The organism is Streptomyces sp. NPDC093071, from assembly GCF_044754545.1.
Classification (GTDB): Bacteria; Actinomycetota; Actinomycetes; order Streptomycetales; family Streptomycetaceae; genus Streptomyces.
This window is the reverse complement of the sequence record NZ_JBIVPH010000010.1, coordinates 216572-230052: the sequence shown is the minus strand read 5'-3', so window position 1 is coordinate 230052 and position 13481 is coordinate 216572. Positions and strand designations below refer to the sequence as shown.

Sequence of the window (13481 nt, the reverse complement as noted above, 5' to 3'; positions counted from 1 at the left end):
GGGCCCAAGCTCTGGACTTGCTCAAGTGTGCTTTGGGCCGGGAACGGCATGGGAATCTCCCTCGCACAGAAGAACGGGGGTAGTACTCATGGCACTCATCATCGGCACCTTCCTCGTGGTGGCCGCCGTCGTCGTCATCGGGCTCGTCACCACCGCCGAGAAGCGGCGCAGGGCCGCCGCCCAGCGCGCGGCCATCCGCAGGTCCCTCGCCGCGTACCGCGTCGCCGCCGCCCGCTCCGGGAGCACGAAGCGGAGCGGACGGCGGAAGAGCAGCAGCGGCGGCGACAGCGGCGGCTGGATCGGCGGGGGCGGCTCCTGCGGCTCCAGCAGCTCCTGCGGTTCCAGCAGCTCCTGTGGCTCCGGCAGCTCCAGCTCCAGCTGCGGGGGCGGTGGCTGCGGCGGCAGCTGAGCGGGCGGGCCGCCGGCCACGGGGGTGTCGGCGGCCCGCCGGTACGCGCATGCGGACGGGGGTCCGAGCACACGGGGCCGTCCGCCGGCGCGCGCCCCGGCGGTCGAATCCGGTTGAACAAGTGAACTGTGGAGTCCCCGAAGGGGTTGGAAACCACGGCAAGTTGGGTAAAAACGCTGCGAGTCGTCCGGCGTCCGTGGTTCTCTCGCTCCTGACAGAGACAGCCCTCGGACCGTGTGTGGACCCGAGCCGGCGATTCCCCACTCCCGTTGAAACCCTTCACCGGGGCGCCCCCGGCCCACCCGTCAAACCGTGTTTGCGGAGCCGACCCATGCTCACCTCCCTCAAGACCTCCTACACCGACACGCGCGCGGCCGATCTGGCCTGGGCGCTCGGGCGCGAGCCGCTGCCCGCCCTCGCCGTCCTCGACCTCGAACTCTCCGGCGCCAAGCTCCAGTTGAGGCTGCTCGGCGCCTCCCACCAGGTCCTCCTGGAGGAGGAGGGGCGCACCTGCTCGGAGACCGTCGCCTGTATGCCCGGCAGCAGCACCCCGCTCCCGCTCGGCGTCTCCAAGCGGGTCGGCGGCTGGGAGTACGAATTCGCCGCGCGCGTCGAGACGCTCTCGGACGGTTCCTTCGCGGGCCGCGCGCAGGAGCTGCTCGCGCTCGTCGCCGACCATCCGCACGGCCTCGCCGGCACCTTCCCCGGCTCCCCGCACGCCTTCACCGCGATGCTGGCGCAGCGTCACGAGGGGCAGGTGCGGTGGCGCACCTGGCACGCCTACCCGCAGGAGGGGCAGTTGGTGGTGACCAGGACCAGGATCGGCGCGCGTATGCCCGCCGCACTCTGATGCGCCCCCCGAAAACCCCATGTGCACCCGTGCGGGTGACGAGGGGCGCTCGGGTCGTGACGTAGCGTTACCGCATGATCGAGCCGACCCTGACCGTGCCACCCGAGGAGCGGGCACGGCGGGCGCCCGCGCGGCGGCCCGTCCGGCCGCGCGAGGCGGTACGGTTCCCGGTCCTCGCGGTGGTCTTCGTCTGCGCGGCCTGCGGTCTGGTCTACGAGCTCGAACTGGTCGCCCTCTCCTCGTACTTGATCGGGGACTCGGTCACCCAGGCCTCCGTCGTGCTCTCCGTGATGGTGTTCGCGATGGGGGTGGGCTCGCTCCTCGCCAAGCGGCTGCGCTGCCGCGCCGCCGTCGGCTTCGGCCTGGTCGAGGCCGCGCTCGCGCTCGTCGGCGGCTGCTCGGCGATGGTGCTGTACGCGGCCTTCGCCTGGCTCGGCGAGTCGCGGTACGTGGTCGTGGCGTTCTCGCTCGCGACCGGGGTCCTCATCGGCGCGGAGATCCCCCTCCTGATGTCGCTGATGCAGCGCACCGGCCGGAAGGGGGCGCCCGGGGAGCCGGACGACGCGGCCGGGACGGTCGCCGACCTCTTCGCCGCCGACTACGTCGGCGCGCTGGTCGGCGGCCTCGCCTTCCCGTTCCTGCTCCTGCCCTGGCTCGGCCAGCTCACCGGCGCGCTCGTCACCGGCGCGGTGAACGCCGTGGCGGGCGGCGGGCTCGTCCTCTGGGTGTTCCGCCGCGACCTGACCGCCCGCTCCCGGGCCCTGCTCCTCGCCGTGAACCTGGGCGTCCTGGCCGTCCTCGGCACCGCGACCGTCCTCGTCGACGACTTCGAACAGGCCGCGCGCCGGGCCGTGTACGGGGAGCACGTGCGGGTCGCCGTCCACACCGACCTCCAGGAGGTCGTGGTGACCGGGGGCCCGGAGGGGCCGCCCGACCTGTTCCTCGACGGCCGGCTCCGGGTCGCCGGGCAGGACGAGTACCGCTACCACGAGGCGCTCGTCCACCCCGCGATGAACGGCCCGCACGCGCGCGTCCTGATCGTCGGCGGCGGGGACGGGATGGCCGCCCGCGAGGTGCTGCGCCACCCCGGCGTCCGGTCCGTGACCGTCGTGGAGCTCGACCCCGGGGTCGTACGCCTCGCCCGCACCGATCCGGCACTCGCCCGGCTCAACGCGGGGGCGTTCCGCGACCCGCGCGTCCGGGTGGTCCACGAGGACGCCTTCCACTGGCTGCGGGGCGCCGCCGACCGGGTGCGGGAACGTTACGACGTGGTGGTCTCCGACCTGCCCGACCCCGGGATCACCTCCAGCACCAAGCTGTACTCGGAGGAGTTCTACGGGCTCGTGGCCCGGGTCCTCGACGGGTCCGGACGGTTCGCCGTCCACGCCGGCTCGCCCACCGACCGGCCCCGCACCTACTGGACGGTCGACGCCACCCTGCGGGCCGCCGGCTTCGCGACCCGGCCCTACAGCGCGGGCGGCCGCACCCCCGGCTTCGCCGCGGGCCCCGACCGCGCCGACCGCGTCGCCGGTACGGGCCCGGGGCCCTGCGACTGGGGCTTCCTCCTGGCGGTCCCGGGCGACCGGCCGCCCGTCCTCGGCCTCGACCCCGCCGGGCCCCGGCCGCGCTCGCTCGACGGGGACGCGCTCGCGGCCGCCGCCCGCCGCGTCGAGCGGCCCCCGGGCGACGGACCGCCCTCCTCGACGCTGGTGCACCCGAGGTACGGCGACTGAGCGGCGGGAGCGTCCGGTGCGGGGCGAACAGGCGACGCGGCGCCCCGGCCTGAGTAGGCTCGGCTCCCATGGAGCATGAGCTGTTCGTCCCGGTACCGGCCGAGGCCCTGCGCGCGACGCTCACGGACCCGGCCCGCGTGGTGCGCTGCGTGCCCGGTCTCCAGCGGGACGCGGGCGCGGACCCCCTCGCGGGCCGGCTCAGGGTCCGGGTCGGCGGCCACACCATCACCTACCGGGGCGCGCTGCGGATCGTCGAGCGGGACGGCGCCATCACCTACGAGGGCGAGGGCGCCGAGGTCCGGGGCAAGGGCGGGGCGGAGCTGTCGCTCACCGTCGTCCTCACCCCGGTGGCCGAGGGCACCAGCCTGAGCTTCACGGGCGCCCTGACGGCGACCGGCCGGCTCGCCGGGGAGACGGACGCGACCAGGACGGCGGCGGGCACGCGCCTGCTCGACCGGTTCGTGGAGACGCTGACGGAGGTGGCGGGGGAGGAGCCGGGGGGCGGCGCCGGTGCAGTTTTCGGTGCCGGTGCCGGGGGCGCTTCCGGCGGCGAGGGCGACGAGGGCTCCGGGGCCGCTGAGGGCGCCGAGGGTGCGGAGAGGGCCGACAACGGCGACGGCGCCGCCGACAACACCGACGACAACGACGACGGTGTCGACGACGGTGTCGACGACGGCGTGGAGGAGCCCTCCGACCGCGGCGTCGTCTTCGACGCCCCGCCCCCTGCCCTCGACCCCCTCCCCGGCGAGGCCTTCGGGGACGCGCCGATCGAGTTCCCCGCCCCGCAGCCCGCCGCCGAGGCCGCCCACGCGCGCCGGACCATGATCGGGCGGAGCGCCGAGGAGGTCGACCACGCTCCGCCGCGCGGCCGGTACGCCCCCGTCCCCGCCCCGGAGACGACCAGCGCCGGGGCCACCCTGCGCTGGATCGCCCCGGCCGCGGCCCTCGCGCTCGCCTCCGCCGTCGTCGTCGGCCGCGCCCTGCGCCGGCGCCGCTGAGGACACCCCGGGGCGCCGCCGAAACGGTCGGCCGCGTTCCGTGCCCCGCAGGCTTAGGGTCGGGGTGTGAGCATGCAGACGCGACTGACGGCGGGCGACGCCGAGTTGACCATCGACCCCGACAACGGCTGCCGCATCGAGGGCCTGCGCATCGGCGGCACCGAGGTGCTGCGCCAGGGCGAGCGGTACGGGTGCTTCCCGATGGTGCCCTGGTGCGGGCGGACCGAGGACGGGCGCTTCCGCAACGGCGCCACCGTCCACCGGCTCCCGGTCAACGCGCCCCCGCACGCCATCCACGGCACCGTCCGCGACCTCGCCTGGAAGACCGCCCGCGCCTCCGCGACCGAGGCCGTCTTCGTCTGCGAGCTCGGCGACCCCTGGCCGTACGGGGGCCGGGTCACCCAGGTCTTCGAGCTGGCCGAGGACTCCCTCACGCTCCGCTTCGGCGTCGAGACCTACGACGACTCGTTCCCGGCGCAGGCCGGCTGGCACCCCTGGTTCCTGCGCAACCTCGGCCGGGGCGGTCAGGACGTACGGGTCGACTTCGCGCCCGCCTGGCAGGAGGAGCGCGGCGGGAACCACCTCCCCACCGGCCGCCGGATCGACCCCCTCCCCGGCCCCTGGGACGACTGCTTCGGAATGCCCGGCGGCGTCGACGTCACCCTCACCTGGCCGGAGGAGCTGGAGCTGAAGGTCGCCAGCCGCGCCGAATGGGTCGTGATCTACGACGAGCAGGCGGAGGCGGTCTGCGTCGAGCCCCAGTCCGGCCCCCCGAACGGCCTCAACACCCACCCGCGCCTGGTCACCCCGATCGACCCCCTGGAGATCGCGAGCACCTGGAGCTGGCGGCGCCTCTGACCAGCGGGCCCCTTAAGCTCGGAACCATGACTGACGTACGCGCTGAGCTGCTCCAGCAGATCAAGGACAAGGCCGTGGTACACGGCAAGGTGACCCTCTCCTCGGGTCTGGAAGCCGACTACTACATCGACCTGCGCCGGATCACGCTGGACGGCGAGGCCGCCCCGATGGTGGGTCAGGTCATGCTCGACCTCACCGCCGAGCTGGACTTCGACTGCGTCGGCGGTCTGACCCTGGGCGCCGACCCGGTCGCCACCTCGATGCTGCACGCCTCCGCCGCGCGCGGGCAGCGCCTCGACGCCTTCGTCGTTCGGAAGGCGCAGAAGGCGCACGGAATGCAGCGCCGTATCGAGGGGACGGACGTCAAGGGCCGTCGCTGCCTCGTCGTCGAGGACACCTCGACCACCGGCGGCTCGCCGCTCACCGCCGTCGAGGCCGTCCGAGAGGCGGGCGGCGAGGTCGTCGCCGTGGCGACGATCGTGGACCGGGGCGCCGCCGGTGCCATCGCGGAGGCGGGGCTGCCGTACCTCACCGGCTACCGGCTCGGCGACCTCGGCCTGGCGTAACTGCCGCGAAGTCGTGACGTAGGTCCCGGGACAGGGCAAGAACGGCGCTGACCTGCACTTTTGGCCAGGGGCGGGGTGTTTCACGTGAAACACCCCGCCCCTCGGCGTGCCGGGCCCATGGGAGCCCGCACCAGAGTCTGGAAGGATGGGGGCGACGATGACGTCGCCCCCAGGTCAGGGACAGCAACAGCACACACCCCGCACATCACAAGGAGCGGACGAATGCCCATCGCAACCCCCGAGGTCTACAACGAGATGCTCGACCGGGCGAAGGCAGGCAAGTTCGCCTACCCGGCCATCAACGTGACCTCGTCCCAGACCCTGCACGCTGCTCTGCGCGGCTTCGCGGAGGCCGAGAGCGACGGCATCATCCAGATCTCGACCGGCGGTGCCGAGTTCCTGGGCGGTCAGTACAACAAGGACATGGTCACGGGCGCCGTCGCCCTGGCCGAGTTCGCGCACATCGTCGCCGCGAAGTACGACATCACGGTCGCCCTCCACACCGACCACTGCCCGAAGGACAAGCTGGACGGCTACGTCCGTCCGCTGCTGGAGGTCTCCGCCGAGCGCGTCGCCCGGGGCGAGAACCCGCTGTTCCAGTCGCACATGTGGGACGGCTCCGCCGAGACCCTCGCGGACAACCTGGCCATCGGCCAGGAGCTGCTCGCGAAGGCCGCCGCCGCCAAGATCATCCTCGAGGTCGAGATCACCCCGACCGGCGGCGAGGAGGACGGCGTCACCCACGAGATCAACGACGAGCTGTACACCACCGTCGACGACGCGATCCGCACCGCCGAGGCCCTGGGCCTGGGCGAGAAGGGCCGCTACCTGCTCGCCGCGTCCTTCGGCAACGTGCACGGCGTCTACAAGCCGGGCAACGTCGTGCTCCGCCCCGAGCTCCTCAAGGACCTCCAGGCGGGCGTCGCCGCGAAGTTCGGCAAGGCCGACCCGTTCGACTTCGTCTTCCACGGCGGCTCGGGCTCCACGGCGGAGGAGATCGCCACCGCGCTGGAGAACGGCGTCGTGAAGATGAACCTCGACACCGACACCCAGTACGCCTTCACCCGTCCGGTCGTGGACCACATGTTCCGCAACTACGACGGCGTCCTGAAGGTCGACGGCGAGGTCGGCAAGAAGTCCACCTACGACCCGCGCACCTGGGGCAAGCTGGCCGAGGCCGGCATGGCCGTCCGCGTGACCGAGGCGTGTGCCGCGCTGCGCTCGACCGGCACCAAGCTGAAGTAAGCACGTCATGAGCGAAGGGCCCGGCACCCCGCTTCCCGGGGTGGCGGGCCCTTCGCGTGCCGACGAGAAGGGCGAGAGGGCCTGATGTACGACTTCGACCGGGAGATCGACCGGCGCGGCACCTGGTCCGTCCAGTGGGACGGGATCGCGGACCGCTTCGGCGTGCCCGACCTGCTGCCCTTCACCATCTCCGACATGGACTTCGCCTCCCCGCCGGAGGTGCTCGCCGCCCTGCGCGAGCGCGTCGACCACGGGGTCTTCGGCTACACGGACTGGCGGCTCGGGGACTTCCGCGAGGCGATACGCCACTGGTACGCGAGCCGGTACGACGCCGTGATCGACCCGGAGTCGCTGGTGTACGCGCCCTCCGTGCTCAACCAGCTTTCGCAGCTCCTGCGGATGTGGACGGAGCCCGGCGACGGCGTGGTCGTCCACACCCCCACGTACGACGGCTTCCGCAAGGCCGTGACCGGGCTCGGGCGCGAGCTGCGCGGGGTCCCGGTCGGGGACACGGAGGCCCTGGAGCGCGAGCTGGCCCGGCCGGACAGCCGGATGCTGCTGCTCTGCTCCCCGCACAACCCGACCGGCCGGGTGTGGACGGAGGCGGAGCTGACCGCCTTCGCGGAGCTGGCCGAGCGGCACGGCGTGAGCGTCGTCAGCGACGAGATCCACGCCGATCTGACCGGCGAGGGCCACCGGCACGTGCCGTGGACCCGGATCGCGGAGCGCGGCCGGGGCCGCCGCTGGGCGCTGGTCACCTCGGGCACCAAGGCCTTCAACTTCCCCGCGCTCTCCGGCTCGTACGGGATCGTCGGCGACCCCGACGAGCGCGCGGCCTTCGTGCGGCGGATGGAGACCGGCGAGGGCCTCGCCTCGCCCGCCGTGCTCTCGCTGACCGCCCACATCGCCGCGTACCGGCACGGCGCGGCCTGGCTGGACGAGCTGCGCGGCTACGTCGCGGGCACGATGGAGCTGGTCCGGGAGCGGCTTGCCGAGGGCCTGCCCGGGGTGGTCTGGGAGCCCCCGCAGGCCGGCTATCTGGCCTGGATCGACCTGCGGCCCCTCGGAATCGAGGAGACCCGGCTCCAGGAGGAGCTGGTCACGGCGGAGAAGGTCGCGATCATGCCGGGCGGCACGTACGGCACGCCGGGCTTCGTCCGGCTGAACGTGGGCTGCCCCCGGAAGAAGGCCGAGCGGGGCGTGGAGGCCCTGATCAGGGCGGCGAACCGGCTGCGGACCGGCTGAGGCCGCGCGCGGCGGGGCGTTTCGCGAGACCATGCGGACATGGGCGAGCGGGACGTGCGGATGGCCTCCGGGGCGGGGCGGTGGATCGTCTTCACCACCGTCCTGGGCTCCGGGATGGCGCTGCTCGACTCCACCGTCGTCAACGTCGCCCTGCCGCACATCGGCGAGGACCTCGGCGCCGACCTCGCGGTGCTCCAGTGGACGGTCAACGCCTACATGCTGACCCTGGCCGGGCTCATCCTGCTCGGCGGTTCGCTGGGCGACCGGTTCGGACGGCGACGGGTCTTCGTGACCGGGGTGGTGTGGTTCGCCGCCGCCTCGCTGCTCTGCGGCCTCGCCCCGAACGCCGGGGTCCTGATCGCGGCCCGCGCGCTCCAGGGCGTGGGCGGTGCGCTGCTCACGCCCGGGTCGCTCGCGCTGATCCAGGCGAGCTTCCACGAGGACGACCGGGCCAGGGCCGTCGGGCTCTGGTCGGGCTTCGGCGGGGTGGGCGCGGCGATCGGGCCGTTCGTCGGCGGCTGGCTGGTGGACGGGCCGGGCTGGCGGTGGGTGTTCCTGCTGAACGTGCCGCTCGCCCTCGTCTGCGTCCCGGTCGCCCTCCGGCACGTGCCCGAGTCGCGGGACGAGACCGCGCACGGCCGCTTCGACGTGCTCGGCGCGTTCCTGGGCGCGGCGGCGCTCGCGCTGGTGACGTACGCGCTGATCGGGGCGGCCTGGTGGGCGGGGGCGGCCGGGGTCGTGGTCGGGGCGTGCTTCGTGGGGGTGGAGCGGCGGCGCGGGGAGGCGGCGATGGTGCCGCCGTCGATCTTCCGCTCGAAGACCTTCACGGCCGTCAACCTGGTCACCCTCTGCGTGTACGCCGCTTTCGGCGGGTTCTTCTTCCTGGCGGCGCTCCAGCTCCAGGTGGTCTCCGGCTACTCGGCACTCGCCGCCGGCACGGCCCTGCTGCCGACGACCGTGCTCATGCTGCTGTTCTCGGCGAAGTCCGGGGAGCTGGGGGAGCGGATCGGCCCCCGGATCCCGCTCACGGCCGGGCCGCTGCTGTGCGCCGCCGGGATGCTGCTGATGCTGCGGGTGGGCGAGGACGCCTCGTACGTACGGGACGTGCTGCCCGCGCTGCTGGTCCTCGGGCTCGGCATGACGGCCCTGGTCGCCCCGCTGACCGCGACCGTCCTCGCCTCGGTGGACGTCTCCCGGGCGGGCCTGGCGAGCGGGATCAACAACGCGGCGGCGCGGGCGGCCGGGCTGCTCGCGGTGGCCGCGCTGCCGATGCTGGCGGGGATGGGGCCGGAGGCGTACCGCTCGGCGGCCGAGTTCGGGGAGACGTTCCGGCGCGCGATGCCGATGTGCGCGGGGATCCTGGTGGCGGGCGCGGTCCTGGCCTGGACGACGATGCGGGGCGCGGGCGCGGCCGCCGGGGCCGGTGCCGATGCGGAGGCGGGTGCGGGGGCCGGTGCCGGGGCCCGCTGCCACCCGGAGTGCCGGGTGCACTGCGGGGTGCAGGCCCCGCCGCTGGACCCGGGCGGCCGGTCGGCGGACGCGGAGCGCTGAGCGGGGCGGGGGCGGTCGGCGGGGGGCGGGCCCGGCATCCGGACCCTGCGGCCGCACCCGGCCGCCTGGCCGGGGGCGGTTCGGGACGGTCGTCCTGAGGCAGACTGGGCCCATGGCCATCCACGAGAACCTGCTGGGGGGACCCGCCCCCACCCACCTGCCCGACGAGCCGGGCCCGCGCGAACTGCTCGCGAGCGGCACGGCTCCGGCGGAGGTCGCCGCGAAGTACCCGACCTCCTCGCTCGCCTGGGCGCGCCTCGCCGACGACGCCTTCGAGGGCGGCCGGGTCGTCGAGTCGTACGCCTACGCCCGCACCGGCTACCACCGGGGCCTGGACGCCCTGCGCCGCAACGGCTGGAAGGGCCACGGCCCGGTCCCGTGGGAGCACGAGCCGAACCGCGGCTTCCTGCGCGCGCTGCACGCCCTGGCCCGGGCGGCCGGCGAGATCGGCGAGAAGGAGGAGTACGAGCGCTGCACGTCCTTCCTGCGCGACTCCTCGGAGACGGCGGCGGAGACGCTCGGCTGACCCGGACGCGACTCCCCGGGGCGGCGGCCGGTGAACGGCCGCCGCCCCGACGCCTTTTCGCCCCTTCTTCGACGTCGCACGCTTGAGCGGAACCGCCCGCGCGTTTTTCGAGTCTGTTCGAGCGGGACCGGTACGATCCCCGGAACCGCAGCACCGACGAACGCCGGTACCGAGGTCCCTCCCTCTTCCCCCACACCGGCCGGAAGCAGGGAGAAGTCTGTCGTGGGCAAACGTGCCGCACCCGCAGGACGGCGACGCGCGCAGGGCCGCCGACGGGGCGGAGGCGGACGCGGGCCCGTGCGCCGGCTCGCCCTCCCCGCCCTGGTCCTGGCGACCCTCGCGCTCGGCGGCGGCGCGGCCCTCGCCCACTTCCACGGCGGAACGGCCGGCGAACGGGCCTTCCCGGCCCTCCCCATGCCCGGCCCCGAGGCCGTCAGCGCGGAACCGGCGCCCGCCCCGCCCGCGCCCCGGCCCACCACGGCGGCACCGACCCGGGCCCCGGCCCCGCCGGCCCCGACGCCGGCCGTGAAACCGAAGCGGACGCCGACGCCCGGGCCCACCACGCCCGGGGCGAGCCCGAAGACGACGCCCGCTCCCACGCCCGAGGCCCTCCCGGAGAAGCCCGTGGTGCCCCGCTCCGGCTCCGGAACCTTCACCACCGCGCGGGCCTCCGGCGCCCCCACCGGCACCGGCGGCGTCCTGCGCCGCTACCGGGTCCTGGTCGAGGACGGCATCGAGCTCCGGGCGGACGGGACGGCCGCCGAGATCCAGCGGATCCTGGCCCATCCGCAGGGCTGGGCCGCGCACGGCCGGGGCCGCTTCCAGCTGGTCTCCGAGGGCGAGGAGGCCGACTTCGTCATCCGGATCGCCACCCCGGACACGGCGGACGCGCTCTGCCTCCGCGAGGGCCTCGACACCGGCGGCGAGCTGAACTGCGAGACCACCGAGGGCGTCGTCGTGAACCTCAGGCGGTGGATGCTCGGCTCCCCGACCTTCGCGGGGGGAGCCCGCCGAGTACCGGCACCTGATCATCAACCACGAGGTCGGGCACGAGATCGGCATCCGGGAGCACATGGCCTGCCCGGGGCCGGGAAAGCCCGCCCCCGCGATGATGCAGCAGATCAAGGGCCTGGACGGCTGCGTTTCGAACGCTTATCCGTATGACGAAGACGGGAGCTACATCACGGGGCCGATCGTGCCATGATGCGTTTGGGACGGCGCGCGACGGAGCGCGCCTCCCGAGGGGACCGGAGCTCCCGTGCCGCACGAGGTGCCGCACGGTGCGAGCGGACCGCTACCCGGTAGAACGTACCGAGGAGACAGAAATGTCCACCTTCCCGGGTTCTCCCGATGCCTCCGGGACTTCTCCCGACACCTCCGGAGCCTCCGGCGCCGACGCGGCCGTCGAGGCCCCGAACCTCGACTTCGCGGGCACGACGCCGTACGAGGACTACGTCCAGGCGGACGTCCTCACCCACCTCCAGCACCTTCGCTCGGACGACCCCGGCGAGATGGTCTTCCTGGTCACCACCCAGGTCATGGAGCTGTGGTTCACGGTGATCGTGCACGAGTGGGAGACCGCGAGCCGCGCCCTGCGCGAGGACCGGATCCCCGTCGCCATGGACGCGCTCAAGCGCTCCGTGCGCGAGCTGGAGGCCCTGAACCACTCCTGGCGGCCGCTCGCCCACCTCACCCCCGCCCAGTTCAACTCCTACCGGGGGGCGCTCGGCGAGGGCTCCGGGTTCCAGTCGGCGATGTACCGCCGGATGGAGTTCCTGCTCGGCGAGAAGTCCGCGTCCATGCTCGTCCCGCACCGGGGCGCGCCCCGCGTCCACGCCGAGCTGGAGAAGGCCCTCCACGAGCCGAGCCTGTACGACGAGGTCCTCGGCCTGCTCGCCCGGCGCGGCCTGCCCGTCCCGGCCGCCGTCCTGAACCGCGACCTCGCGAAGCGGTACGACTCCTCGCCCGAGGTCGAGGCGGTCTGGGCCGGGATCTACGCCGACCCCGACCAGAACGGCGAGCTGGTCCGCCTCGGCGAGGCCCTGAGCGACGTGGCCGAACTGGTCTGGCGCTGGCGCAACGACCACCTGGTGGCGACCCGGCGCGCGATGGGCGCCAAGACCGGCACCGGCGGTTCGGCCGGCGTGGCCTGGCTGGAGAAGCGGGCCCAGAAGAACGTGTTCCCCGAGCTCTGGACGGCCCGCAGCCATGTCTGATCTCCTCAAGGGCCGTCTCAAGGACCAGCTCAAGGACCGCCTCAAGAGCCGTCGCGAGGACCACCTCGAAACCCGGGCCCGGGACCTCGACGCGGCCGACGCACTGGCCGGACACCGCGAGAAGTTCGCCCTCGACGCGGACACCGTCTACCTCGACGGCAACTCGCTCGGCGCGCTGCCCGCCCACGTCCCCGCCCGGATGGCCGACGTCATCACCCGCGAGTGGGGCGAGCTGCGCATCCGCTCCTGGGACGAGTCCGGCTGGTGGACCGCGCCCGAGCGGGTCGGCGAGCGGATCGCGCCGATCGTCGGCGCCGGTCCCGGGCAGGTCGTGGTCGGCGACTCGACCAGCGTGAACGTCTTCAAGGCGGTCGTCGCCGCCGCCCGTCTCGCGGGCGACGGACGCGACGAGATCCTGGTGGACGCCACGACCTTTCCCACGGACGGGTACATCGCGGAGTCGGCCGCGCGGATGACGGGTCACCGGATCGTGCCCCTCGACCCGGCCGCGATGGCGGAGGCGGCGGGCCCGCGCACGGCCGCCGCCCTCGTCAACCACGTCGACTACCGCAGCGGCCGGCTCCACGACCTGCCGGGCGTCACCGCCGCCCTGCACGCGGCGGGCGCGCTCGCCGTCTGGGACCTGTGCCACAGCGCGGGCGCCCTGCCCGTCGGCCTGGACGCGCACGGGGTCGACCTGGCCGTCGGCTGCACGTACAAGTACCTGAACGGCGGCCCCGGTTCGCCCGCCTACCTGTACGTCGCCGAGCGCCACCAGGCGGCCTTCGACTCGCCGCTGCCCGGCTGGAACTCGCACGCCGACCCGTTCGCCATGACCCCCGGGTACGAGGCGGCGGCCGGCGCCGTACGGGGCCGGGTCGGCACCCCCGACATCCTCTCCCTCCTCGCGCTGGAAGCGGCCCTCGACGTGTGGGACGGGGTCGCGGTCGAGGACGTGCGGGCCAAGTCCCTGGCCCTGACGGACTTCTTCCTGGAGTGCGTGGAGGCGTACGCCCCTGCGGGCCGGGTCGCGTCGGTCACGCCGGAGGCGCACGGCGAGCGCGGCAGCCAGGTCGCGCTGCGCTGCGCCGAGGCCCCGGCGGTGATGGCCGAGCTGATCCGGCGCGGGGTCGTGGGCGACCTGCGCCGCCCCGACGTCCTGCGGTTCGGCTTCACGCCGCTGTACGTCGGGTTCGCGGACGCGGAGCGCGCGGCACGGATCCTGGCGGAGGTCCTGGCGGACGTGCCGGCCGCGTAACGGGCGCGGCCTCCGACCGGTCGTAC

Annotated in this window: 13 protein-coding genes and 1 pseudogene; all 14 read left to right on the top strand. The window is 74.2% G+C overall.

Annotated elements, in window-relative coordinates:
• The first annotated feature begins 88 nt into the window (after nucleotides 1-88).
• The 14 genes and pseudogenes from ACIQD7_RS29155 (at nucleotide 89) to kynU (ending at nucleotide 13455) form a co-directional block, all read left to right on the top strand.
• The gene (locus tag ACIQD7_RS29155; protein ID WP_402445431.1) at nucleotides 89-409 is read left to right on the top strand and encodes a hypothetical protein; all 321 of its coding nucleotides are present in this window, start codon (nucleotides 89-91) and stop codon (nucleotides 407-409) included.
• A gap of 331 nt (nucleotides 410-740) precedes the next feature.
• Entirely contained in the window at nucleotides 741-1259 is a 519-nt protein-coding gene (locus ACIQD7_RS29150; RefSeq protein ID WP_053649848.1) for a DUF2617 family protein, read from the top strand.
• A gap of 74 nt (nucleotides 1260-1333) precedes the next feature.
• Entirely contained in the window at nucleotides 1334-2992 is a 1659-nt protein-coding gene (locus ACIQD7_RS29145) for a polyamine aminopropyltransferase (RefSeq protein WP_402445429.1), read from the top strand.
• Between the two features lie 68 nt (nucleotides 2993-3060).
• The gene (locus tag ACIQD7_RS29140) at nucleotides 3061-3990 is read left to right on the top strand and encodes an SRPBCC family protein (RefSeq protein WP_402445428.1); all 930 of its coding nucleotides are present in this window, start codon (nucleotides 3061-3063) and stop codon (nucleotides 3988-3990) included.
• A gap of 72 nt (nucleotides 3991-4062) precedes the next feature.
• Nucleotides 4063-4848, top strand: a complete 786-nt coding sequence (locus ACIQD7_RS29135) for an aldose 1-epimerase (protein WP_402445454.1) — start codon at nucleotides 4063-4065, stop codon at nucleotides 4846-4848.
• 26 nt (nucleotides 4849-4874) lie between these two features.
• A complete protein-coding gene (gene pyrE, locus ACIQD7_RS29130) occupies nucleotides 4875-5414 on the top strand; it encodes an orotate phosphoribosyltransferase (protein WP_121833708.1) in 540 nt (179 codons plus the stop codon).
• Nucleotides 5415-5636: 222 nt separating this feature from the next.
• On the top strand, nucleotides 5637-6659 hold the full coding sequence (fbaA, locus tag ACIQD7_RS29125) for a class II fructose-bisphosphate aldolase (RefSeq protein ID WP_062754101.1): 1023 nt from the start codon (nucleotides 5637-5639) through the stop codon (nucleotides 6657-6659).
• A gap of 84 nt (nucleotides 6660-6743) precedes the next feature.
• The gene (locus ACIQD7_RS29120) at nucleotides 6744-7904 is read left to right on the top strand and encodes a MalY/PatB family protein (protein ID WP_402445426.1); all 1161 of its coding nucleotides are present in this window, start codon (nucleotides 6744-6746) and stop codon (nucleotides 7902-7904) included.
• Nucleotides 7905-7943: 39 nt separating this feature from the next.
• The gene (locus tag ACIQD7_RS29115) at nucleotides 7944-9455 is read left to right on the top strand and encodes an MFS transporter (protein ID WP_402445425.1); all 1512 of its coding nucleotides are present in this window, start codon (nucleotides 7944-7946) and stop codon (nucleotides 9453-9455) included.
• Between the two features lie 112 nt (nucleotides 9456-9567).
• On the top strand, nucleotides 9568-9981 hold the full coding sequence (locus ACIQD7_RS29110) for a DUF3151 domain-containing protein (RefSeq protein WP_121833705.1): 414 nt from the start codon (nucleotides 9568-9570) through the stop codon (nucleotides 9979-9981).
• A gap of 414 nt (nucleotides 9982-10395) precedes the next feature.
• Nucleotides 10396-10923 (top strand): annotated as a pseudogene (locus ACIQD7_RS29105) (DUF3152 domain-containing protein); the annotation flags it as partial.
• A gap of 82 nt (nucleotides 10924-11005) precedes the next feature.
• Nucleotides 11006-11185 carry a DUF3152 domain-containing protein gene (locus tag ACIQD7_RS29100; protein WP_402445453.1) on the top strand — a complete coding sequence of 60 codons (180 nt, stop codon included), beginning with the start codon at nucleotides 11006-11008 and terminating at the stop codon, nucleotides 11183-11185.
• 121 nt (nucleotides 11186-11306) lie between these two features.
• Complete coding sequence (locus tag ACIQD7_RS29095) at nucleotides 11307-12197, top strand: tryptophan 2,3-dioxygenase (protein WP_402445424.1); 891 nt, start codon at nucleotides 11307-11309, stop codon at nucleotides 12195-12197.
• Nucleotides 12190-13455 carry a kynureninase gene (gene kynU, locus ACIQD7_RS29090; protein WP_402445422.1) on the top strand — a complete coding sequence of 422 codons (1266 nt, stop codon included), beginning with the start codon at nucleotides 12190-12192 and terminating at the stop codon, nucleotides 13453-13455. Before ACIQD7_RS29095 ends, kynU begins: the two co-directional genes overlap by 8 nt.
• The last annotated feature ends 26 nt before the right edge of the window (nucleotides 13456-13481 follow it).

Bases quoted from the DNA above. Each gene is read 5' to 3' on its own strand.
- ACIQD7_RS29110 (WP_121833705.1), top strand. From the start codon at position 9,568: ATGGCCATCCACGAGAACCTGCTGGGGGGACCCGCCCCCACCCACCTG.
- ACIQD7_RS29095 (WP_402445424.1), top strand. From the start codon at position 11,307: ATGTCCACCTTCCCGGGTTCTCCCGATGCCTCCGGGACTTCTCCCGAC.
- ACIQD7_RS29150 (WP_053649848.1), top strand. From the start codon at position 741: ATGCTCACCTCCCTCAAGACCTCCTACACCGACACGCGCGCGGCCGAT.
- ACIQD7_RS29135 (WP_402445454.1), top strand. From the start codon at position 4,063: ATGCAGACGCGACTGACGGCGGGCGACGCCGAGTTGACCATCGACCCC.
- ACIQD7_RS29140 (WP_402445428.1), top strand. From the start codon at position 3,061: ATGGAGCATGAGCTGTTCGTCCCGGTACCGGCCGAGGCCCTGCGCGCG.
- ACIQD7_RS29115 (WP_402445425.1), top strand. From the start codon at position 7,944: ATGGGCGAGCGGGACGTGCGGATGGCCTCCGGGGCGGGGCGGTGGATC.
- ACIQD7_RS29145 (WP_402445429.1), top strand. From the start codon at position 1,334: ATGATCGAGCCGACCCTGACCGTGCCACCCGAGGAGCGGGCACGGCGG.
- kynU (WP_402445422.1), top strand. From the start codon at position 12,190: ATGTCTGATCTCCTCAAGGGCCGTCTCAAGGACCAGCTCAAGGACCGC.
- ACIQD7_RS29120 (WP_402445426.1), top strand. From the start codon at position 6,744: ATGTACGACTTCGACCGGGAGATCGACCGGCGCGGCACCTGGTCCGTC.
- fbaA (WP_062754101.1), top strand. From the start codon at position 5,637: ATGCCCATCGCAACCCCCGAGGTCTACAACGAGATGCTCGACCGGGCG.
- ACIQD7_RS29155 (WP_402445431.1), top strand. From the start codon at position 89: ATGGCACTCATCATCGGCACCTTCCTCGTGGTGGCCGCCGTCGTCGTC.
- pyrE (WP_121833708.1), top strand. From the start codon at position 4,875: ATGACTGACGTACGCGCTGAGCTGCTCCAGCAGATCAAGGACAAGGCC.